Annotated in this window: 23 protein-coding genes; 15 read left to right on the top strand and 8 right to left on the bottom strand. The window is 37.2% G+C overall.

What is annotated here, in order from left to right; genetic code table 11:
- Positions 1 to 109 precede the first annotated feature (109 nt).
- Positions 110 to 1501, bottom strand: a complete 1392-nt coding sequence (gene lpdA / locus BM327_RS06520; RefSeq protein WP_090247511.1) for a dihydrolipoyl dehydrogenase — start codon at positions 1499 to 1501, stop codon at positions 110 to 112.
- Positions 1502 to 1813: 312 nt separating this feature from the next.
- On the opposite strand from lpdA, the gene BM327_RS06515 reads away from it, so the two are divergent.
- Positions 1814 to 2314: a hypothetical protein gene (locus BM327_RS06515; protein WP_090247510.1), complete on the top strand. Its 501-nt coding sequence runs from the start codon at positions 1814 to 1816 to the stop codon at positions 2312 to 2314.
- 174 nt (positions 2315 to 2488) lie between these two features.
- Here the strand turns inward: BM327_RS06515 and BM327_RS06510 are convergent, their stop codons facing one another.
- On the bottom strand, positions 2489 to 3346 hold the full coding sequence (locus BM327_RS06510) for a DUF817 domain-containing protein (protein ID WP_090247509.1): 858 nt from the start codon (positions 3344 to 3346) through the stop codon (positions 2489 to 2491).
- 175 nt (positions 3347 to 3521) lie between these two features.
- Here BM327_RS06510 and BM327_RS06505 point away from each other — a divergent pair, with 175 nt between their 5' ends.
- From BM327_RS06505 to BM327_RS06470, 8 genes are all read left to right on the top strand, one after another.
- The gene (locus tag BM327_RS06505) at positions 3522 to 5228 is read left to right on the top strand and encodes a M61 family metallopeptidase (protein WP_090247508.1); all 1707 of its coding nucleotides are present in this window, start codon (positions 3522 to 3524) and stop codon (positions 5226 to 5228) included.
- Positions 5229 to 5550: 322 nt separating this feature from the next.
- Positions 5551 to 5790, top strand: coding sequence for a ribbon-helix-helix domain-containing protein (locus BM327_RS06500; RefSeq protein WP_090247623.1), 240 nt, complete (start codon positions 5551 to 5553; stop codon positions 5788 to 5790).
- Positions 5783 to 6070, top strand: a complete 288-nt coding sequence (locus tag BM327_RS06495) for a type II toxin-antitoxin system RelE/ParE family toxin (protein WP_090247507.1) — start codon at positions 5783 to 5785, stop codon at positions 6068 to 6070. Before BM327_RS06500 ends, BM327_RS06495 begins: the two co-directional genes overlap by 8 nt.
- Positions 6071 to 6367: 297 nt before the next feature.
- A complete protein-coding gene (locus BM327_RS06490) occupies positions 6368 to 8077 on the top strand; it encodes a T9SS type A sorting domain-containing protein (RefSeq protein ID WP_090247506.1) in 1710 nt (569 codons plus the stop codon).
- Positions 8078 to 8178: 101 nt separating this feature from the next.
- A complete protein-coding gene (locus BM327_RS06485) occupies positions 8179 to 8904 on the top strand; it encodes a hypothetical protein (protein ID WP_090247505.1) in 726 nt (241 codons plus the stop codon).
- 38 nt (positions 8905 to 8942) lie between these two features.
- Positions 8943 to 9932, top strand: coding sequence for a PKD domain-containing protein (locus BM327_RS06480; protein ID WP_090247504.1), 990 nt, complete (start codon positions 8943 to 8945; stop codon positions 9930 to 9932).
- Positions 9933 to 9996: 64 nt separating this feature from the next.
- Entirely contained in the window at positions 9997 to 11754 is a 1758-nt protein-coding gene (locus BM327_RS06475) for a T9SS type A sorting domain-containing protein (protein ID WP_090247503.1), read from the top strand.
- Between the two features lie 301 nt (positions 11755 to 12055).
- Positions 12056 to 12574, top strand: a complete 519-nt coding sequence (locus tag BM327_RS06470; RefSeq protein ID WP_090247502.1) for a GNAT family N-acetyltransferase — start codon at positions 12056 to 12058, stop codon at positions 12572 to 12574.
- Positions 12575 to 12590: 16 nt separating this feature from the next.
- On the opposite strand, the gene BM327_RS06465 is transcribed toward BM327_RS06470, so the two are convergent.
- From BM327_RS06465 to upp, 3 genes are read right to left on the bottom strand one after another with little or no spacing between them, the layout of a single operon-like run.
- Positions 12591 to 13298 (bottom strand): YjjG family noncanonical pyrimidine nucleotidase, encoded by a 708-nt coding sequence (locus BM327_RS06465; protein ID WP_139230279.1) that lies wholly within the window; start codon positions 13296 to 13298, stop codon positions 12591 to 12593.
- Positions 13299 to 13310: 12 nt separating this feature from the next.
- On the bottom strand, positions 13311 to 13793 hold the full coding sequence (locus BM327_RS06460; RefSeq protein WP_090247500.1) for a hypothetical protein: 483 nt from the start codon (positions 13791 to 13793) through the stop codon (positions 13311 to 13313).
- 6 nt (positions 13794 to 13799) lie between these two features.
- Positions 13800 to 14447, bottom strand: a complete 648-nt coding sequence (gene upp, locus BM327_RS06455; RefSeq protein ID WP_090247499.1) for a uracil phosphoribosyltransferase — start codon at positions 14445 to 14447, stop codon at positions 13800 to 13802.
- A 279-nt stretch (positions 14448 to 14726) separates the two neighbouring features.
- On the opposite strand from upp, the gene BM327_RS06450 reads away from it, so the two are divergent.
- From BM327_RS06450 to menD, 3 genes are read left to right on the top strand one after another with little or no spacing between them, the layout of a single operon-like run.
- On the top strand, positions 14727 to 16508 hold the full coding sequence (locus BM327_RS06450) for an ABC transporter ATP-binding protein (RefSeq protein ID WP_090247498.1): 1782 nt from the start codon (positions 14727 to 14729) through the stop codon (positions 16506 to 16508).
- A gap of 5 nt (positions 16509 to 16513) precedes the next feature.
- The gene (locus BM327_RS06445; protein ID WP_090247497.1) at positions 16514 to 17377 is read left to right on the top strand and encodes a substrate-binding domain-containing protein; all 864 of its coding nucleotides are present in this window, start codon (positions 16514 to 16516) and stop codon (positions 17375 to 17377) included.
- Between the two features lie 26 nt (positions 17378 to 17403).
- On the top strand, positions 17404 to 19089 hold the full coding sequence (gene menD, locus BM327_RS06440) for a 2-succinyl-5-enolpyruvyl-6-hydroxy-3-cyclohexene-1-carboxylic-acid synthase (protein WP_090247496.1): 1686 nt from the start codon (positions 17404 to 17406) through the stop codon (positions 19087 to 19089).
- A 159-nt stretch (positions 19090 to 19248) separates the two neighbouring features.
- Here menD and BM327_RS06435 read toward each other — a convergent pair whose 3' ends face one another.
- Positions 19249 to 19812, bottom strand: a complete 564-nt coding sequence (locus BM327_RS06435) for an outer membrane beta-barrel protein (RefSeq protein ID WP_139230278.1) — start codon at positions 19810 to 19812, stop codon at positions 19249 to 19251.
- Positions 19813 to 19930: 118 nt separating this feature from the next.
- Between BM327_RS06435 and BM327_RS06430 the strand changes: the two genes are divergently transcribed.
- Genes BM327_RS06430 through BM327_RS06420 form a run of 3 tightly spaced genes read left to right on the top strand, consistent with a single transcriptional unit; the run spans position 19931 to position 21745 of the window.
- Complete coding sequence (locus tag BM327_RS06430) at positions 19931 to 20752, top strand: alpha/beta hydrolase (RefSeq protein WP_090247494.1); 822 nt, start codon at positions 19931 to 19933, stop codon at positions 20750 to 20752.
- Between the two features lie 55 nt (positions 20753 to 20807).
- Positions 20808 to 21287: a type II RES/Xre toxin-antitoxin system antitoxin gene (gene parS / locus BM327_RS06425; protein WP_090247493.1), complete on the top strand. Its 480-nt coding sequence runs from the start codon at positions 20808 to 20810 to the stop codon at positions 21285 to 21287.
- Entirely contained in the window at positions 21287 to 21745 is a 459-nt protein-coding gene (locus tag BM327_RS06420) for an RES family NAD+ phosphorylase (RefSeq protein WP_090247492.1), read from the top strand. Before parS ends, BM327_RS06420 begins: the two co-directional genes overlap by 1 nt.
- On the opposite strand, the gene BM327_RS06415 is transcribed toward BM327_RS06420, so the two are convergent.
- Positions 21742 to 22443 (bottom strand): ABC transporter ATP-binding protein, encoded by a 702-nt coding sequence (locus BM327_RS06415; RefSeq protein WP_090247491.1) that lies wholly within the window; start codon positions 22441 to 22443, stop codon positions 21742 to 21744. The two genes, BM327_RS06420 and BM327_RS06415, sit on opposite strands and share 4 nt — an antisense overlap.
- On the bottom strand, positions 22443 to 23384 hold the full coding sequence (locus tag BM327_RS06410; protein ID WP_262987295.1) for a FecCD family ABC transporter permease: 942 nt from the start codon (positions 23382 to 23384) through the stop codon (positions 22443 to 22445). Before BM327_RS06410 ends, BM327_RS06415 begins: the two co-directional genes overlap by 1 nt.
- Between the last annotated feature and the right edge of the window lie 7 nt (positions 23385 to 23391).

The raw sequence follows: 23391 nt of genomic DNA, 5'->3' as shown, positions 1-23391 counted from the left end.
AAAAAGTCCCGGTAAAATTACCAGGACCATTCTTTAATTCAATATTCCGAAATCAAAATTCAAAAAAAGTAGATCAATTTTGAACTTTGAATTTTAATTTTTGAATTTCCTATAGGTGAATCACCTCGTCGTATGCAGCTGCAGCAGCTTCCATTACGGCTTCACTCATTGTTGGGTGAGGGTGAACTGTTTTGATCAATTCTTCACCTGTAACTTCTAATTTACGGATAGCAACGATTTCAGCGATCATTTCAGTAACGTTAGCACCTATCATGTGACCACCTAATAACTCACCGTATTTCGCATCAAAGATCAATTTAACAAATCCATCTTTTGCACCAGCAGCACTTGCTTTACCTGAAGCAGAGAATGGGAATTTACCAATCTTTAATTCGTAACCTGCATCTTTTGCTTGTTGTTCTGTCATACCTACAGATGCAACCTCTGGAGAACAGTACGTACATCCTGGGATGTTTCCGTAATCCAATGCTTCTGGGTGGTGACCCGCAATTTTCTCCACACAGATAATTCCTTCAGCAGATGCAACGTGTGCCAATGCTGGACCAGGAATTACGTCTCCGATTGCGTAGTAACCAGGCATGTTTGTTTGGTAGAAATCGTTTACAAGGATTCTTCCTTTATCTGTAACGATACCTAAATCTTCTAATCCTATGTTTTGGATGTTTGCTTCGATACCAACTGCAGAAAGAACTACATCACATTCGATCGTTTCTTCTCCTTTTTTCGTTTTAACCAATACTTTACATCCATCTCCAGAAGTATCAACAGACTCTACAGAAGATCCAGTTTTAACTTTGATACCTTGTTTCTTTAAAGATTTCTCTAATTGCTTAGAAACTTCTTTGTCTTCAACTGGTACGATGTTATCTAAGTACTCAACAACTGTTACTTCAGTTCCGATAGCATTGTAGAAGTAAGCGAACTCAACTCCGATAGCTCCTGAACCTACAACTACTAATTTCTTAGGTTGGTTTTTCAAGGTCATTGCCTCACGGTAACCGATGATTTTTTCACCGTCTTGTTGCAAGTTAGGCAATTGTCTAGAACGTGCTCCAGTAGCGATGATTACTCCTTTATCTGCAGAGTAAACTTCTTTAGAACCATCTTCTGCTGTAACTTCAACTTTTTTACCAGCTAAGATTTTACCGTTTCCTTTAAGAACATCGATTTTGTTCTTCTTCATCAAAAACTGTATACCATTACTCATACCGTTCGCAACACCTCTAGATCTTTCAATCATTCCGTCGAAGTTTACGCTGCTGTCTTGTACGTTGATACCGTAATCACTAGCATGACTAATGTATTCGAATACGTTGGCACTTTTTAATAAAGCTTTGGTAGGAATACATCCCCAGTTTAAACAGATACCTCCAAGAGATTCACGTTCTACAACTGCTGTTTTTAATCCTAACTGAGAAGCACGGATGGCAGTAACATATCCACCAGGTCCACTTCCTACAACTATAATATCATAATTCATAACCGAATATTCTTAAATTATTTAACGTGTGCGAATTTAAGCATTAATTGGGAAAAGTGAAATGAATAGCAGGGAAAAGGCAGGCAGTTTTCCACAGCTTAAGCTCAAAGAGTTGATAAGTGTTTATGCCTGAGTACCACTTTTAGGTTTGCTGCAGTTAATATTGATTTAACAAGAATTTAAATTTCATAATCTGTCAACAATAAATTGATAATCTCAACTTAAAGGTAAGGGAAAGTAGTACCTCTACTTTTGTGGCACAGCTTGCTTAGCACGATGATTTTTTTGCGAGCTGTATCAAATTAACAGATTATGAAATTGAATAAGGTGAGCGCTTTTTTGGGCGGAATGTTGGTGCTTTTTACAGCGTGTCAGAAAAACGAGGTGGTGAATTACCACTACAAGAACACAACATCTTCTTCTATAGAAATTGTGGAATACAGAGATAGTATAGGTGCAAGGTCGTATGACTTGGAAGCTGATTATAACCATTTAGAAACTTCTGGAGAGGTAACCAGAGGATGTGCGGTGTTTAGAATGAATAACGTGGACTCTTTAAAGATGATTTTTGACGGAAACAAAACTTTGACCTTTTATAAAACATCTTTAGCAGCTGTTGATAGTATTGGTGAGCCTTTGCCAGCGCAAGGTAATGATGACTACTATAACAGTGGAGTACAAGGCATTTCCACTGGAGATTTGAAAAATATTTTATTCGAGGAAAACTGGAGCTTAGAAACGAAAATGGATGAGCTTAGAACACGTGATTATTCTTTTGAAATTACGAAGGCTTATATAGAACATGCGCGCTAGGATTTGACACATCAGTAAGGGGCAAACTGAAAAGCTTGTTGCCGCAGAAAATTAGGAAGCTATACTTACCAGAGCGACTTTAGAAGCTACTTGTAAGTAAATAGCTTCCTTTTTTTGTGCCAAACAACTTGTAGGGGCGACCTGGTTTTTGGAGCTTCGCGGAGAAAATGATGCCTAATGATGCTCCAAAAACTCACCTTCTTTATGTACATCCTTACTAAAGAAACGTTTCAATTGCACCACAATGATAATGCTTACAATCACCAACAAACTCCACGAGCTTAGTTTGCCCAAATCTACCATTTGCCAGCCCTTGTGTTGATAGGTATATTGCCATGCCCCGAGGTAGGTAGCGATGTTTTCTGCCAACCACAAAAAGAAACCGATGAGCACAAAAGAAAGCAGTAAGGGCATGTAGCGCTGCCGACCATTGGTAGTGAAATGAACTTTAGTTTTTCTGAAAACGATCAAGAGCAAAAGCACGATGTACCACCTTAAATCTTGTATAAAAGCATTGGTGAAAAAATTAAGGTAGATGGCAAAACCAACCGGAATAGCGTATCTGTTTTTAGGCCAATCTGTAATTTTTAGCGAGAAATTATCCCAGGCTCTACACACGTAACTTCCCACGCTAGAATACATAAAACCGCTGTACAAAGGGACGCCCCAAAATTTGAATAGGGCATCTTCGGGATAGCTCCAAGAGCCCACATTTACTTTGTGTACTTCCATGATGATACCCAAGAAGTGAAAGCCCATGATGACCAATACTTCTCGTTTGCTTTCTATGCCCGTGAGTAATAGTGCGACTTGCGCTAAAACGCAGGCGACAAAAAGAAAATCGTACCTGTGCATGAAGTTTAACCCGAGCATATTGGAGAGTGCCAAGACCAGAAATATATAGGCTGGGAATATGCAACTCAACATGTTTTTATAAGTGAAAACGGTGAGTTCGCTTAAGAAGGCCTTTGTTTTAGAATGACCTTCTTGCAAATAAAGTGCAGAGAGGATGTGTTGATGTAGTCTTTTCATGTCGTGGAATTGCAGGTTAAACTACATAATTCTTCAAAGTATTGTTGTTGAAGTGTTAAGAAAACTGAATTTTTAAGCTGAAAAGAAGGAGGAGCTCTTGCGTTGAAAAAGGGTGCTGACAACTTGCTGAGCCTATAAAATTTCTATTTTTGAGCTTCAAACAAAAGCGAAGACAATGCATTATCATTTTTCTATTCCAGAAGCACAAACGCAATACATAAATATAGCTGTTGAAATGACGACAGCCGAAGCGCAAACTACTTTGCAATTTCCTACTTGGCGTCCTGGACGTTATGAATTGGGGAATTTTGCCAAAAACGTGCGCTACTTTAAAGTAACGGATGCGGAAGGAAAAGAAATTGTTGCAAAGAAAACGAGTCATAGCGTTTGGACAGTAGATACGGCAAATACAGACAAGATTACCGTAAAATACCAATACTACGCAGCTGAATTGAATGCAGGTTCTACTTTCTTAGACAAGACGCAATTGTATGTAAACCCAGTGAACTGCTGTGTGTACAATCCAAGCTTGATGGAGGAGAAGTGCACAGTAACTTTTGAGGTTCCTGAAACGTGGCAATTGGCGAGCTCTTTTGACAAAGAGGGCGATGTTTACAGTGCCAAGGATGTACACGAATTGATGGATACACCTTTTATCTGGTCGCCTAATTTACAGATGCAGACCTATGAAATGGGGGGAACCTTGTTTTACGTTTGGTTCAATGGAGAGGTGAAGCCACAATGGGATAAAATCATCAAAGATTTTAAAGCCTTTACGGAGAAGCAAATCGAGAAGTTTACAGAGTTTCCGGTGAAGGAATACCACTTTATTTTTCAAATTACTCCTTATAAATTATACCATGGGGTGGAGCATCAAAAATCTACGGTAATTGCTTTAGGTCCGTCTTACGCGGTATTTGAAGAATTGTACACAGAGTTCTTAGGGGTGAGCTCGCATGAGTTGTATCACACGTGGAATGTAAAAGCCATTCGTCCGATAGAGATGATGCCTTACGATTATACCAAAGAGAATTATTCACCTATGGGCTACCTCTGTGAAGGAGTAACGACTTACATGGGAGATTTGTTCTTGATGAAGAGTGGGGTGTTTGACATGGAACAGTACTTCAAAGAAATGAGAACGCAGTTGCAACGTCATTTTGATAATCCGGGTCGTTTTAACCATTCTGTAGCTGAATCTAGTTTTGATACGTGGTTGGATGGATATGTACCGGGTGCGCCAGGTAGAAAAGTGTCTATCTATGTAGAAGGATGTTTAATGGCTTTTGTGACGGATGTAATGATACGTCGACACACCGATAACAAACGTGGACTAGACGAAGTGATGCGCCAATTGTACTTTAATTACGGTGCCAAAGGAATAGGTGTGAGCGAAGCAGATTACAAAGCCATGATAGAAAATGTGGCAGGTGTAAGCTTTGATTGGTTGTTTGAAGAATATTTGCACGGAACCAAAGGTTATGAAGCCATTTTATACGATTGCTTCGAGTACTTGGGAATAGAGATGTTGCATGAGCCTTCTAAAAAATACAGCGAAGGCCGTTTAGGGTTTAAAGTTTTGGAAAGCGCCACTTCTTGCGTACTAAAAGCCATTTACCCAGGCGGTCCAGCAGACATGGCTGGAGCAATGTTAGAAGACAATGTGGTTGCCGTAAACAACTGCAAAGTTAATGGCGATTTGGACAAATGGCTAAACTACTTCGACGATGATATTAAAGTATTGACGGTAGAAAGAAAAGGTCAACTCGTAGAACTAACCATGCCAGAGGTGCAGCGCTATTTCTACTCAACTTACGATTTAAAATTAACAGAGAACCCCGATAAAAACCAGAGGTTTGCTTTGGATGCGTGGTCCAAATAATTCAAAATTTAAGGTTCAAAATTCAAAAAAATAGGATAGTGAGAAAAACCGGTGTTTGTGCATCGGTTTTTTTGTTATTCAACAATTCAATAATTCAAAGATTCAAGGATTCAACAATTCAAACATGGAATAAAACATCATTGAACTTTGTGTTCTCCGTGTAAAATCTCCGTTCCCTTTGTGGTTAACACCACGGCCTACTTACTAAAGTTCTCGCGTTCTATCTTTCTAAAAGTCTAACCATCTAAAAATCTAAACGTCTAACTGTCTCCAATTTGATTTTGGTTCGAATATGGTGTATCTTTACATCAAACAATTAATTATGTCAAGACAAAGTATTTCGTTTACAAAACCAAATGATGAATGGTTAAAAGCACAAGTGGAGAGTCAGGAATACTCCAGCAAGAGTGAGTTGGTGAATGATTTGATAAGACAAGCCAGAAAGCAACAAGTTCAGGTAGATTGGTTAAAAGCAAAATTGGAAAAAGCCGAAAAAAGTGGTTTTACGGAAGAAACGAAGGAAAGTATTTTAGCGCAATCAAAGTCCATGTTGAATGGCTAATTACAAACTATCTAACCAAGCTAAAAAAGACCTAATTCGCATTCATCATTATGAAGTAGAGCGGTTTGGAATGAAACAAGCTGACAAGTACTTTCACACCTTTTTTGAATATTTCGATCTTATTGCAGAAAGTCCTTATTCCTTCGAAGCTGTAGATTTTATAAAAACAGGTTACAGACGTTGTATTTGTGGCGTAGATAGTATTTATTATAGGATTAATGCAAATACAGTTGAGATTATGGCTATTGTGGGGAGGCAAGATTTGAATGAAATAATTTAAGACCGGTTTGAATGCATTGGTTTTTTTGATTCAAGGATTCAAAGATTCAACAATTCAAAAATTGAATGAAACATCTTTGATCTATGTGTTCTCTGTGTAAAATCTCCGTGCCCTTTGTGGTTAACACCACGCCCTGCTTTCTAAAATTCTCGGGCTCTATTCTTCTAAAAGTCTAACCGTCTAAAAATCTAAAAATCTAAATTTCTGTCTAGCTATCTAAGAAAGATTTCTTCCTTTCTTTGAAATACAAGGAGTTAGTTTGCGTTTGAACAGGTAATATTCTTTAATTTTAAGACTATGAAAACCATCTTATCACTACTGCTCATTGTCTGTATACACGTACTTGGTAGAGGGCAAACTTATTTTAATAATTTGTATGATTATAACAATCAAAATCAACAAGTTTTTAATTTTCATCAGCTAAATGATGGTTCGTTTCAATTAAATTTTAACTCTTTCTTACTGTCGCCCCTAAATGTTAATATTAGTTTGATGTCTTTCGATCAATTTGGAAACGAATTATTTGTCAATCACTTTAATAAAGGATCATTAATTTCTCCTTTGGCTTATGCTGATGGTAGCGCAGTACTTTATAATGGTATTACCAATTTTATTACTACAACACCATATAGTTCAGGAGCCAATTCAAGTCTTCAAGCCGAGCTGATAAAAGTTTCTGATTTGGATACAGTAACAACTTATTTAATGGGAGGAGCTATTGATACAGTTAGTGTTATATTGGCAATGAAACATGTATATAACAATTTAATTTTAGCGGGTGTTCAAAGTACAAGTAATAACAATGATGGAGAAGATTTTTGGCTAACAAAATGTGATACCAACGGCCAAGTAATTTGGCAAAATTGGTACGGAGGAAGCGGTCAAGATAGGCTTTTGTCTATGGATACTACTGGGGATGGAGGGTATGTGTTATGTGGTAGAACTTCAAGTATTGAGTATAGCGCAAGTTATCAAAATACTAACTTCTTAGTTGTTTTTGTTGATAGTATGGGAAATACTATAATTTCAAGGACATTAGGTGGGCCAAACAATGAAGGGGGGTATCTTCGAACTCTTTCAGATACTAGTTACTTGCTCTATGGAATGCAGGAAAATAACAACGGTCAAAATGAAATTTTTGTATCAAAACTGAATTATTTAGGATCAATAATTTGGCAAAATACATATACTTTTGGGCCTTATGATAACAGTGTTGATGATGTAGAATTAGTTGATGATGGATTTGTTTTTTGTGGTTATTCTATGGACAATTATGGTGACCCTAATGGATTAATTATGAAAACTGATTTTGATGGTAATTTACAGTGGGGAAGGAAGTATAAACCTAGGGCGAACGATAATTATTTAAGAGATTTACAAGTAATGCCTGACGGTGGTTTTATTGTTGCTGGATTTGTTTATGGTGATTCTATAAATGTCACCAGTGACGCTTGGATAATGCGCACCAATTGTTTGGGCTTTGATGGTCCACCAGAAGCCAATGCTACTTTTCAATCTTTACAAGGGTATAATTTAATGATAGAAGATTTAAGTAAACGTTACGGAACTTTATATGTAGATTTTGGAGATGGTGTTCAAGACACTTTTCCAGAGCAAGTATCACCACTATTTATTAATCATACCTATGCACAAGACAGTGTATACACCATTCAAATAATTGCAGAAGCATGTAATGGAGAAAGTGATACGCTGTATTATGATTTTCATGCAACAAATACCATAGGAGTAGAGGATTATAGTCCAGATATTAAGTTTAAAATTTATCCTAATCCATCCGATGGAAAATACACCTTAGAATATGAGCTAACAGATTCCAATGCACAAATTACAATACACGATATCATGGGGAGAGTAATTCAAACACATACCCTAGAAGGAAAAAAAGGGAAATTCAAATTAGATCTGCAAGCGGAGCAAAATGGAGTTTACATACTTCAACTAAGTAATGAAAAGGGACAAAAGACGTATAAATTAATGAAGCAATGAGGTTTAGAATATTACTTTTGATTCTTCTGTTCATACTCGGTGAAGGCTGCTTTGCTCAACCCACTTTTCAACGTATATATAAAGATACTAACGTATCCTTAATGTTCCGATCTGCGATAGAGATTGATTCTGGCTTTGTAGTTCTTGGTATGGGGCAATTACCAGGTACTTTACAAAATGAGAATGATGCTTTTTATGTCTATTTAGACGAGCAGGGTAATTGTACTCCAATTTATACAGACCATGAAGATAACACCAGAAAAAGACCCGGTTTTTCAGGCTCTAACTTATACAAAAATACAGATTCAACTTGCTTTACTTTTTATACCTGTTATGACTATAATCAAGATATAAGCCAAGTAAGATTTCAAGAATTTGGTTTTGATGGTCAAATTTATCAAGACCAATACATCAATTGGATATATGATAGTTTACAATACTCTATTTTTGACAGAACTAGTTCTATCAAATTAAACGATGACTCTTATGTATTTGCAACGAATTCACCATCATTCCATCCGGATTCTTCTCAGTTCAATCAAAGCATTGCAATTTTTAGAACCAATCAAAATCATGAAACGGAATTTGTTTTAAATGTTAGGGATTTCGAAAATAACATTGATTTATATATGGTAGTAGACATTGATACTACAAATAATGGAAATGTAATACTAACAACAACCTCAAATAATGGTTTGAACGGTAATAATCAAAAAGTTGACATTTTATTCATTGAATTAGATCAAAACTTAAATTTTTTAAGAAAAAAAAATACGCTAAAAGTAATACACATCAATTTGCTTGGTCAGGAGTCTACCCAACACTAGATACAGGGCTTATTTTACCACATTGGGAAGGCTATTGGGTGCCAAATGATCCTAATTTTCCCAATGTTGGTACGTGGGATTACTTAAACAAAGTATCAAAATTTGATAAGGACTTCAACTTAGAATGGAGTTTTTTCATCAATGCCAATGATAGTATTAATGGTGAATCTGCAGCTATAAGAGAGGTGAAAAGAACCAATGATTCTAATTATATAGCAATTTCGGGTTCACTAGTAAACTTATCTGTGGAAACATACGACAGTACTACAAACCAATATATCGGTAGAATTCCTGCAAGCGTTTTTACGAAGTTTGATGAGGGTGGTAATATTATATGGCAAAGGGAACATACATTGTTCAATAAAGTATTTGATGAACCATATTACTGTTCAAACTTTTTATGGGATATTATCCCCACAGCGGATAACGGCTTTTTAGGTGTGGGTCAATATTGTTTTCATGCGTATGCCATTAAGTTAAATTGTTTGGGCTTTTTAGAAGATCCAATTGCAAGTGCACAATTTTCATCTGAAAATAATTACCTGGTCAACTTTACAAATACCAGTGCAATGGCTGGAAGCTATACTTGGTACTTTGGGGATGGAGATAGTTTGCATACAGATGAATACACCACTCATGTATCACATACTTATCCTGATTATGGAAATTATACCGTTACATTAATTGCTCACGGATGTGGGGATATTGCAGATACAATTCATTACCAAGTTATAGCGCAACAAAACAAAAACGGTGATAATATCATAGAGGGAGACAACGGTGTTTTCACTATCTTTCCAAACCCTTCAAATAGTGGAAGTTTTATTAACATTTACCTTCACCAAGATATTTCAATTGAAAATCCTGTCATTAAAATTTATAATCTTCAAGGCCAACTTGTTCAAGAAGTCGCAATTTCAAAAAAACAAGGAACTTATCACATACTCAATAATTTATCAGCGGGATCTTATACTGCCGTTTTAAGCCATGAAGAGAAGTTGATTTGTAAGAAATTGGTGGTGTTGTAAATAAAATTATTTTAAAAGAAAAACTGTCTTACATCTTAAAAAACAAAATACTAACTTTAGAGTTATGAAAACCATCCTCTTCATCCTTTCTGTTTTTCTGGTTCATCTATCAGGACAGGCACAATTCTTTCAAATCTATAATCATCAAGTATTAGATTCCTTTTCTGGATTTAGTGATATAGTTGTAGACTCAAATTCTATTCAGGTCGTTGGAGGTTCAGGTTATTTACCCATGAGAAGTCCGTTATTAATTGAAGAGATTGAAGATAATGGATATATTAACAATATTTTCACTGGAAATAATAGTGATACAACTATTCAAATTACAACTGCAAATGGAACAAAATTATTTAAAAACTACCGAGGAAATTATATGGTATTCTTTGTAGACCTTCATGCTAATCAAAGTTATTTGAAGTGTATGGAAGCCGATGAAAATGGTAATTTAGTTCACGATACCATCTTCACACAATATCCATTAGTTGTAAATCATTATCAACCTTACACACTTAGAACCTTACAAAATTTGGATTCCACATTTACCTTATTAGTCAATTCTGCCAGACCAACAACTGATACTTCCTATATAAAATCAAGTATTGATTTTATAAAAATTACCGATGATTTTGAAATTGAACAGATCAAAAACGTTCAATTAACAGATGAAAAAGAGGGCTTTCGCTTAGGTAAAATTTTAAACCGAAATAATGGAAATATATTAATAACCTATAATTTTATTGAATTCGAAGTTCAAAATGGGGCTTCTTATATGTTCATTAAAGAATTTGATTCTAATTTAAATCTTGTATTCTCAAAAAAAATTAACCCTACTCTAAAAAATTTAGGAGGCTACGGTCTATTAGACTTAGATACTGCTGTTGTTTTTACTTTCTCTAATTCCTCAATAGGAGTACAAAATACCTTTTACGATTTTAATCTTTTTTGTTACAGTTTTAATGCAGACAGTATCGTTTGGAAAAAAAACTTAATTCCTTTTCATTTAACTAGTTTGGGTAGTGAAACTTTGGTTAATGATTTAGTTCTAAACAAGAACAATGAAATAGTTCTATCACTCTCGAGGTATGAACCCGGCGACTCTCTAACCCATAGAACTTTCGAATTACAAAATAGGACAGTTTATGGTGATTTAAATTGGGCCAGAAATTATAAACATTATGGAGACAATTCTGTCACATATTGCACCTATAGAATTGTTGTATACAACAATGAGATCTATGGATGCGGAAAATTATTGAATCATAATTTTTATTTAGAGGGAAAACCTTATGAATTCGCCTATGTATTTAAAACGAATTGTTTAGGCTATTTAGATGCTCCTGAGCTAGATATCCAAACAAGCATTACCGAGAACCAGCTAATCATCCAAAATAATTCAAGTTATTTTGATTCACTGTTTATAGATTATGGTGATGGTATTACTCAAATTGTTCATAATTCTACAGATACTATTAAGCATATTTATGAGGTTGGAGGAGAATATGAGTTAAGAATAAAACCCATTACCTGTGATGCTGGTTTGGATACGAGTTATTTACAGAAAATTCAAATAGATATTTCGCCCAATGGATTACTCATATATCCCAATCCTTCCTCTGGTATATATACACTTGAATATAAATTTTTCCAACCCAATGCTAAATTTGTTGTCTTTGATCTCAAAGGGAAATTGGTACACAGATCAACACTTCCTGGAACTAATGGGAACCATGTCTTAGATTTGTCGCACATTGCTACAGGAGTTTATTTATTAGAAGTTGAAGGAGACAATACCACAGAAAGCTATAAAATAGTAAAGCAATAGGCAGAAAACCGGTGTTAGCGCAGCGGTTTTTTGTGATTCATCTCTCGGCTCCGCTCGAGAACCTTTTAATCTAAAATTCAATAAAAACATCATTTTACTTTGTGTTCTCCGTGTAATATCTTTCAGCCCTTTGTGGTTAACACCACGCCCTGCTTTCTAATATTCTCGGGCTCCATCCTTCTAAAAGTCTAACCGTCTAAAAATCTAAATTTCTAAATTTTTGTCTAGCGATCTAGAAATCTAGGTATCTAGCCATCTAAAAAATATTCATTCTAAACTCCTTTCTGCTTAACTTGTAGGTATGGATTACTTCAATTTATCTACAGCACGTTTGAACCTTCGTCCCATGGAAAAAGAGGATGTAAATTCTTGGGCCGAATTTTTTGAGAACAACAATTCTTTGCACTTTTTAGGGATAGAAGCTTGCAAGACGCACAAAGAAATGGCAGAGGAGTGGATAGAAAAACAATTCCCACGTTACGAAAATGAAAATTTGGGCTTGTTGGCAAGTATAGATAAAGCAACGGGTGACATCGTAGGCGTATGCGGAATTATTCCCCGAGAAATCAATGGTAAAAAGGAGTACGAATTGGCTTATTCTGTTAAACCCAAGTATTGGCAAAAAGGATATGCTTCAGAAATGACGGCTTGTGTAAAAGCTTATGCCCAGGAAAAATTAGATATAGACAGAATCATTTCCATCATACATGTAGACAATCATCCTTCTAAAAAAGTCGCCCAGAAAAATGGAATGGAAAGCACAGAACAAACCACCTACCTAAATATGCCCGTAGAAGTTTTTGCTTTGGGGTTGAAATAAAGTTGAAGGAGTTGTTTTAGTAATTCATCACCAAATCTGGCAGCTCTTGTAAATCAGAAATTTTCAATATACCATTGCGTTGGGTGAATTTTTCTTCTGGATCAAACAATACCCCTTCGATACCAACCGCTTGTGCACCCAATACATCTACGTGTAAATCATCACCTATCATGATGGATTCATGGGCTTGTGCTCCAGCTTGTTTTAAGGCGTGTTCGAAAATACTAGGGTGGGGTTTATTTTGACCAAATTCATCCGAGCACACAATCACATCAAAGTATTCTATCAAACCACAGTTGCTGAGTTTAATATATTGCACCTCACTAAATCCATTGGTGATGATGTGTTTTTTTATGCCCCATTCTTTAAGGGTTTTAAGCATTTCCAGAGTGTTAGGGAAAAGTTCTTTTTGATAAGGTGCACGCGAAATGTAGAAGTCGCCTGCCTCGTTCAAATGTTTTTCTTTCAAAAGGTTTATCCCCAATGCTGTGAAACTATCCTTAAAACGACCCACTCTTAATTCTTCTTTGGTGCAATAGCCTTTGCGGTAGCGCTTCCAATAATTATTATTGATGGCTCTGTATTTTTTTACAAAATCTTCGGGTGAAATCGCATGTTTGGCCAATTCAAAATTGTCGTGCAATTCAAATAGTGCGACTTCTGAGTTTTTTTCAAAATCCCAAAGTGTTCTGTCTAAATCAAAAAATACGTGTTTAATTTTCATCGCTCTCCACAATTAATTCGCTTTCACATCTACCATTCCACCAACAAAATACCAAATACAGCACAACAAGAAAGTGTTCAATACTATACCTGCCAAGATGAGGTAAGGTGTTTTCTTGTGATGTCCGTAAAATTTGGCGCAAATAATTGAGCCTATAGGTATACTTAAAAACAAGGGAACCAACCAACAAGTAATGTAAATACCTAAGGTTGTTTTCACCTTAACGATGGTTTTATTCAGTCGCGTAAAGTTCTTTGGTCGTTTATAATTGGGATCATTCGTAGCTAATGCTTTTTTGTATTTCTCTACTTTTTTAGCGTGATTTCGTCGCATGAAATATTCACTCATGAAATAAAAAACACCCCAGGAGATAAGTGCTCCTACCAGGGTACTAAAAAAAGACTCTAAGAAAGTTAAACCCAACTTTTCACCGGCTAGGGGCGAGAACATAAATTTGAACGAAGCCAAACCTACAATGGTGAGGTATTTCCACATATAACTTTATAATTTATCTCCAAAGGCAATGTCTCCTGCATCTCCACAACCGGGAACGATGTAAGAATGCGCCGTAAGCTCATCGTCTATGGCACCTACCCAAATTTCTGTTGTTGGGGGCAAATGTTTTTGCACATATTCTATTGCTTCTGGAGCGGCAATGCCTGCAATGATATGAGTTTTTCTTGGATTACCGTTTTTTAAAAGCTCTTTATATACGGTCACCATAGAACTCCCAGTTGCGAGCATAGGGTCAGAAATAATCAGGTCCTTTTTATCTATACTCGGTGCAGCCAAATATTCTACCCTGATTTCAAACTCCTCACCACTCTTGTGCTTTCTATACGCACTCACAAAAGCCGAATCTGCTTTGTCAAAAATATTCAATAATCCTTGATGCATGGGAAGTCCAGCTCTTAAAATTGTGGCTAAAACCAATTCTGTATCTAAGGTGTCAACTTGTGCAATACCCAAAGGTGTAGTTACCGATTTTTTCGAGTAATTCAACTTCTTAGAAAGTTCATAACCGAGTATTTCAGCTGTCCTTTCCAAGTTGCGGCGAAAGCGCATAGAGTCTTTTTGGATTTCTACATCTCTGATTTCCGCCATGAAATTATTGAAGATAGAATGTGTTTTACTGAGATCGTGAATCATAGGGCTTTTCTTTGTTTTAAAGATATTAAATCTTAGGCTATTCTCCCGAGAAAATTGGCTTTAATCTTTAGCTCCTTGAAGCTCTTGTTGTTAAGGTCTGAAAAGGACCCAAAAGATGTTGTTTTTAGCCTTTGGGAAGCTTGAATGACCCGCGTTTAAAAAGGTTTACCTCTCCGTTTTACAGTCCGGGGGAAATAACTTTTTGATAATTGTCATTTAGAGGTAACTTTTTCGGGGAAAAACATTTTTATTCTTTGCAATCCAAGTTATTTTTGCGCCATGTCTGATAAAAGCGCTAGAAAAGTAGATTTTGGTATTTTCAAAAGGTTGTTGGCCCACGCCAAACCTTACCGTTTGTACCTTATTCTTTCTTTACTTTTTACCATAATTCTTGCAGGACTTGCTCCCTTAAATCCTTCAATCTTAGGATATGCCATCAATACTTATGCGGTGGCCGAGGAAACACAGAGCGCCGAAAAATTGATGTACTGGATCATGTTGGCCGGTGGTGTGCTTATGCTTCAGGCTGTGTTCATGTACTTTTCTACCTATTTCTCAAACTTGTTGGCGCAATCCATTATTAGAGATTTGCGCAAGAAGTTGTACAAACACATGGTAGGGTTTAAGATGAAGTATTTCGACAAAACTCCTATTGGTACCATTGTTACGCGTTCCGTATCAGATATAGAAGCCGTTTCTGAAGTTTTCTCTCAAGGTTTGATTAACATCATAGGTGATTTATTATCCCTTGCAGCCATTTTAGGTTTCATGATTTACATGGATGCCACGCTTACCTTGTTGGTGTTGATCCCAATTCCATTGTTACTTTTCGCTACAAAAGTTTTCGCAAAAGCAATGAAATCAGCCTTCCAGAAAGAACGTGTAGCGGTGAATAGATTAAATACCTTCGTACAAGAACGTTTAACGGGAATGGCCATACTCCAAATGTTCTCTAGAGAAAAAATTGAGTCGAATAAATTTGACACCATCAATAAAGCCCATTTAAAATCGCACATAGATGCCATTTGGGCCTTTTCTATTTTCTTCCCTTTGGTGGAGATATTGAGTTCTTTGTCCATTTCTGCCTTGTTGGTTTATATGGCAGTTTTGGTTTCTGGAGATGATATTGAGAGTAAAACTAACCTAGTTGGAACGGTACTATCCTTTACGATGTATGTGAGTTTGTTGTACAGACCTATTCGACAGTTAGCCGATAAGTTCAACGTATTGCAACGTGGTATTGTGAGGGCAGAACGTGTATTCGAAACTTTGGATTTAACCGAGCATATAGATGATTCTGGAGCGGTGAAGGAAGTTGATTTTCAACAAACCATACATTTAAAAGATGTCAATTTTGCTTATGTAAAGGAAGACTGGGTCTTGAAAAACATCAATTTAGATATTCAGCCCAACTCAACGGTAGCCTTTGTTGGAGCAACTGGAGCAGGGAAGTCGTCTATTGTAAATCTACTGGCGCGTTTTTACGAATTCCAGAAGGGAAGTATTAAAGTAGGAGATACAGACATACGTGAAATGGATTTGTCCTACTTGCGCAGAAATATCTCTATTGTCTTACAAGATGTTTTCTTATTTTCGGATAGCATACACAATAATATTACCTTGGGAGATGAAAGCATTAGCAGAGAGCAAGTAATAGAAGCTGCTAAAGAAGTAGGTGCCCACGATTTCATTATGCGTTTGCCAGGAGATTACAATTATCAAGTGGGAGAGCGCGGTGGAGTGTTGTCGGTAGGACAAAGACAGCTACTTTCTTTCATTAGAGCTTACGTTTACAACCCACATATATTAGTTTTAGATGAAGCAACTTCTAGCGTGGACGGGGAAAGTGAAGAACTCATCCAAAAAGCTACAGAGAAGTTAACCCAAGGAAGAACAAGTATAGTCATAGCGCACAGACTATCAACCATACAAAATGCCGACAAAATAGTAGTGTTGGAGAAAGGAGAAATTGTAGAACAGGGCAATCACCAGAGTTTGTTAGAACAAGATGGTTATTACAAGAACTTGTACGAAAAGCAGTTTCTCGAGAATGAAAAATAAACAAGATGAATGATTTAGTAGGATTGAAAGTAGGCGGTGTTCCAGAACACTTTAACCTGCCATGGAAGTTAGCCATAGAAGATGGGAAATTCAGAGAAGTTGGATTACGACTGCACTGGGAAGACATGGGAGGAGGAACGGGCCAAATGATCCGAGGACTTGAACAAAAATCTTTAGATGTAGCGGTATTATTAACAGAAGGTATTACCAAAGCTATACTCCAAGGATTGGACGCCAAAATCATTCAGGTATATGTTACTTCACCTTTGCGTTGGGGGATACATGTTCCTTACAAATCAGATATCAAAAAGGTTGCAGATTTAAAAGACGGAACCTACGCTATTTCGCGTTCCGGTTCAGGATCTCAATTGATGGCTTACGTATTAGCCGATCAGCAAGGATGGCCAACAGACAATCTTAAATTCAATGTAATTGGTGATGTTTACGGAGGTCTTTGGGCGCTAGAAAATAACGAAGCACAAGCCTTTTTGTGGGAGAAATATACAACGCACCCATACACAGAGCAAAAGAAATGTAGATACATAGATGAGGTCGTTACGCCTTGGCCATGTTTCTGTATAGCGGTAAGAACAGATATTTACGAAAAGCATTTCGATAAGCTCAAAGAAATGTGTGAGGTAGTAAACCAAAAGGCCGAGGAGATGAAAACCATGGAAAACATCATAGATGTAATTTCTTGGAGATATAATTTAAGAAGCTCTCACGTACAAAGCTGGTTAGAAGAAACCGATTGGAATTACAAAGGAATTGAATATCCGTTGGCTTTCGAAAAAACCGTGCGTTACCTTAAGAAATTAGGTTTGATCACAGAAGAAGAATCTACAGATTTCAGAGAAAAACTATTTTAGTAGCCCACAAACGCTAGCGTATTAACATGAGTAAAACAGGTGTAAAGTATTTCGTAGAACAATGTAAGTTGAACAATTTGAGAAATGTAGTCATTTCTCCAGGTTCTAGAAATGCTCCCCTTACCATTGCCTTTTCAAGCGATGATTTTTTCAAGTGTATCTCCATTCCTGATGAAAGAAGTGCAGCCTTTGTTGCGCTAGGAATGGCTGAACAATTACAAGAACCTGTAGCCGTACTTTGTACTTCAGGTTCTGCCTTGTTAAATTATGCGCCAGCGGTTTCTGAGGCTTTTTACAGAAGTATTCCTTTGGTGGTGATTTCTGCCGATAGACCCAACATGTGGGTAGATCAAGGAGATGGTCAAACCATACGTCAAACCAATGCTTTGGCCAATCATGTGCGTTTTGAAACGGAATTGAAAGAACATTTACGAGATGATAATGAGGTGTGGGAATTATGTAGAAAAACAGATCATGCTTTCCAAGTGGCAACACAAGCAGCGAAAGGACCTGTGCATATCAATTTCCCTTTCACAGAACCTTTATACGATAGCTCCGAAGTAGCTTACACGCCGCAAAAACACCTAAACCTTGTGGCTCCTAAAATGACTTTTGACGCGCATCAATTAGAGCACTTTCAAAACATTTGGGATAAGACGCAGAAGCGTATGATTATCGTAGGACAAATGCCCGTAAACCCAAAGGTACAAGCCCAGTTGGTAGATTTGGCAACAGATACCTCTACGGTAGTTTTGGTAGAAAATACCAGCAATTGTACCCACCGCAGTTTTATTCAGTGCATAGATAGAACTTTGAACAGTATAAGCGCTGAACAAGAAGAAGATTTTGCACCCGATTTATTGATTACTATAGGTGGAGCGGTGGTGTCTAAACGCATCAAGGCTTTTATCCGTCGCAATAAAATACAACACCATTGGAAGGTGAGTGAGGATTTCAACTTCATGGATACCTACCAAAAGTTAACGGCATCTTTCCCCATGAAAGCGGAACAGTTTTTTGAGGAAATGCCTTTGACAAAATGGTCGAGAAATAGTAATAATTACGGAGGGAAATGGAAGCAGTTGGATTTGCAAATTCAAGCCCAACACGATGCCTATTTTTACGATGCACCTTATGCAGATATGTCTGTATTCGAGATGCTTTTAGATTATATTCCCGAAAATTCAGTATTACATTTTTCGAATTCATCTGTTATTCGTTACGCCCAGTTGTTCGATGCTATTCCAAGCATAGAGCGCTACTGTAACCGCGGAACTTCGGGGATAGATGGATCTACAAGTACGGCCGTTGGTGCTGCTTTGGCGCGACCAGATAAGTTGCATACGCTCATAACGGGTGATATTTCTTTCTTCTACGATTCTAATGCCTTGTGGAACAAAGTTTTGCCGAGTAATCTGAGAATTTTCTTGATCAACAATGAAGGGGGTGGTATCTTCAAAATCATACCTGGACCCGGTACAACCCAGGCTTTGGATGAATTCTTTACCACGCGTCATCAAACCAAAGCAGAGCATTTGTGTAAAGCCTATGAGGTGAATTATTTCAAAGCGGATAATTTACAGGCCATAGACGGACAAATGGAAGATTTCTATGCCAAGTTAGAACGTCCTGCAATCATGGAAATCTTTACACCTTACGAAGAAAATGATAAGGTATTGAAAGCTTACTTTGATTTTGTAAAAGTGAAGTAGGGGCCTTTCCGAGTTGGACTCGGAACCGCGCTATCCAGTATAGTCCCCAAAAGATAGTTTAAGTCGCATTTCAAGTTACAATCACTTCCAGAGGTCGTAATTGTAACTCGTGGCTTACTAAAACTCTATTTCGGGGCGCTGCCCTTCCTATCGCTAAGCCTATAAAAATTGTATGTATAATCCTAAACTGTGGTAGTAAATCTGATAGTCAGGATTGAGCATAGGAGGGTTTAATTTTTCTGTTAAACCAAAGCTATACCTGAGCTCTGTTTGTAAATCGAAGTACTGTAGTTTGTTCAAAAAGCCTACCCCAAAGTTCAGCGATAGATTGTTTCGATTGGTATAATCCGAAGCTATTTTTACTTCGCTTAATCTATGTTGGAGTGCAGGACCAAAACTAAAAAACACACTGTTGGCATCTTCTTTTAAAAAGTAATTCAACTTAGGCTGGAAGTTAAGGTAATAATCGAGTATGGGGTTATCCTGAAAACGAGCACTGGAATATCCGAAGGAGATGGCTGGGTTGAAAAAAAGTTGTTCACCAATTTTTCGTTGGGTGGTAATTCCTAGTTCGTAACCAGGCCCATTAGATTTATCTCGACCAATTACATTGCTATAGTTTGCACCAACTTCAAAACCATAGTGCCATTTTTTTTCTTCTTCTTCTTGCGCATACGTAGTAAATAGGAAACACATTGCCAAAAGGCTGATTGCTGTTTTCATCGTTTTTGTTTTTGGGTTAAGTAGTGTACTTACATATGCTTTTGGGTTTTCATCTCTTTCTCAAAACGCTAATTCACAAGGCTTATTATCTTCGTTAAACATTTAAAATTCAATAGGGATGAAATTAGTTCGTGTATTCAGTATAGTGGTGTTCACTTTTCAAGTGTTTTTATTAAGTGCTCAAGTCTCATCAAAAATAGATTTGGTTATAGGCGATAAACATCTTTTGCGCTCAGAAATATTGGGAGAAGACAGGGTACTGAATATATACTTGCCCGATGATTATAATGATACCACTGTCTATGATATCGTTTACTTGCTGGATGGAAGCATGAATGAAGATTTCATGCACATCGCCGGACTCACTCAATTTGTGCAGATGATGTACAAAATGCCTGCAACCATAGTGGTGGGGATAGGTAACGTTGACAGACAAAGAGATTTCACCTTCGCCCCCCAATTGGAAGAGTTTTCAAAAGCTATTCCCAATGGCGGTCATTCAGAAAACTTCATTTCCTTTCTCGAAAAAGAACTCATTCCCTTTATCGAACAAAAATATAGGTGTAGTAAAGAACGCTATCTCATTGGGCAATCTCTCGGTGGATTGTTGGCCACAGAAATCTTATTGTATCACACAGAATTGTTCCAGTATTATTTTATTGTAAGTCCAAGTTTTTGGTGGGATAAAGAGCGTTTACTGGAAGAAGGTAAAATGCATTTAAAGCAAAAAGAAAATCAAATCTCTGCAAAGGTTCAACTCTATGTTGGAAAGAAAGAACCTTACATCATGCGTAAAGATGCGCGCAAATTAAAGCGACTCTTAAAGCGAAATACCAAGCATAGTATAGGTTTTAAGCTCATGCGTAAAGAAGATCATGCAACGATTTTGCACAACAGTATTTACCATGCCTTTGTTCAACGCTTTGAAGCGAGGTATTAGATAGTTTTTTTGTTTAAGACTTTATTCGTATCTTTAAAAGACAAAAGTCTTTAACATGGTGAAGGAGTATAAACAAATCAATACAAGTATAGGGCAAGTCCTCAAAGATTTTCAGGTAACCTATCAAAGGTCTACACCAAGTTTTACTTCCTTTTTAAACGATAAACTTACGGTTGTAAATACTATAGCCAGTGGTGTAAGTTTTGAGTTTTATCAAGAAATTAAGGCTTTGGCCCCCTTCACAGAAGAAGAATGGGCGCAGTATTTAGGTTTATCCACCAAATCTTTGCAACGTCACCGCAAGGAGGAGAATTTTAAATTCAAGCCCATACATTCTGAAAAACTCATTGAACTCGCAGAGGTTATCTATAGAGCCTACGAGGTCTTAGAATCCAAAGAGAAAGTAAATGCTTGGTTGGCGAGCAAGGCCTTTAGTTTGGGTAATTTAACTCCCAAAGAATTGCTCAAAACCTCTTATGGCAAAGATTTACTATTAGCTGAGCTCACCAAAATTGATCACGGTTTATTTGCCTAATGAAAGTCTACCGCTTAACCCGAAGAAAATACGCCAGAGACCTCTCAGGATTGGGAGCAAGTTTGTATGGAAATAGATGGAATTCTAAAGGTGTTTTTATGGTGTATGCTGCAGAAAGTAGAGCTTTGGCGTTGTTAGAAGTTTTGGTGCACATCAGGTTAGAAAATTTACCCTCCGATTATGTGATGGTGGAAATAGAAATTCCAGATGATCTTAAAACAACAAGTATACATGTGGATGCTTTAGATGGAAAGTGGAATGTTTTTCCGCATGTAACCAGCACGCAATTTTTAGGTGATGATTTTGTTCGTGCTCAAAAGTATGCGGTTTGCAAGGTGCCTTCTGCCGTAGTAGAAAATGAGTTTAATTATTTATTGAATCCCTTTCATCCTGATTTTAAAAGGGTAGAAGTAACATCCTTCAAGACTTTTCCTGTAGATGATAGATTGATGTTTTAATATACCTTCTCTATTATCAATTCCTTGGCAATACCAGCCTCGAAAACTTCAAATTCCTTTTCCTTATTGATGCTGATAATATTGTCGGCATAGTTGAGTGATAAATCCAAGTTGTGGGTAGAGAATAAGACGGTAACGCCCTTTTTTGCTACCACTTCTTTTAGAATTTGTATGGTTTTGAGTCGGTTAGAATAGTCTAAAAAGGCAGTAGGTTCATCTAAAATTATTGCTCGAGCTTCCTGGGCCAAAGCTTTTCCTATCATGGCTATTTGTCGCTCTCCATCCGATATTTTCTGGGTAGATAAACACTGCAAATGTTCAATTTTTAGAAGGGCTAGAATCTCGTCTATCTTATCATTGTCGCGTTGAGAAATTCTACCCAAAACATTGGTGAAGGGTGCACGCCCCATACCTATGAGTTCTCGTACCGACAAGTGTTCCACACCGTAAAACTTAGAGGGGACATAACTCAAATAACGCATTTTTTCGCGTTTACTCAAGGCTTGAATTTCTTTTCCGTCCACTAAATATTCGCCTTTCAGGGGCGCTAAATTTCCCATCAGAGTTTGTAGAAAAGTGGTTTTTCCGCTTCCGTTTTTACCGAGCAATGCGTAAAGTTTACCTTTTTCCACATGTAAATCCGTGATGTGAACCAACTTCTTTTTATACCCTATGTCAACATTTTTTAATTTAAACATCAGTATTTTTTTAGTATGATCCAAACCACGATAGGCGCTCCAAAGAGGGCGGTTATGGCATTTAGTGGAAGTTGAACAATATCGCTAAAGGCAAAAATTAACAGATCACATAAGAGTAATAAAACCGCTCCCATCAAGGCTGAACCTAAGATTAAAAACAAGTGGTTGCTCGTTTTAAAAATGTATTTCACAATGTTAGGAATGGCCAAACCTACAAAGGCGATAGGTCCACATAAAGCGGTAACCGTACCTGTTAAAAGAGCTGCTATAAAGATGATGAGTAAACGTGTTCGTTTGATGTTAACACCGAGTAAGCTTGCATTTTCTTCTCCAATAACTAGTAGATTCAAGGGTTTGGTAAGGAATAGACTTAAAATAATACCAGTAAGACCCACCAAGATAAACCACCACAATTGTTCAAAAGCAACATTGTTTAAAGAACCAAAGCTCCAAAGGGTAAATGCTTTCAAGGCATCAGGGTTGGAGTAGGATTGCACAACGTTAATTAAAGCTCCAGAGAAGCTCCCCAACATAATACCTATGAGCAATAATGAGATTTTAGATCGTACGTAAATAGAACTGATTAGTATCAGCAAGCCAAAAGCGAAAGCTCCAAGTAAAGCACTGGTGATGATACCAAAATCGGAGGCGAAAACACCTATACCTGTCATGGTACTTAAGGCCACAAATAAACTCGAACCTGAATTGATCCCCAGTACATAAGGTCCGGCCAAAGGGTTTTGAAACAAAGTTTGCATGAGTAATCCAGAAATGGCTAAAGCTGCCCCTGCCAATACTCCGGTAATTGCTTTGGGAATTCGGAACACATGGGCCAACAATTGTTCGGTTTGACTCGAATCGTAGTTAAAAATGCTGTTCCATAGATCCGCCCAAGAGAGTTGAGTACTGCCTACAAAAATGTCGACAAAGAAAAGTACAATTCCGAAG

The sequence above is a fragment of the Lishizhenia tianjinensis genome (assembly GCF_900116425.1).
In the GTDB taxonomy this organism is placed as follows: Bacteria; Bacteroidota; Bacteroidia; order Flavobacteriales_D; family Crocinitomicaceae; genus Lishizhenia; species Lishizhenia tianjinensis.
This window is presented reverse-complemented; position numbering and strand designations above follow the sequence as displayed.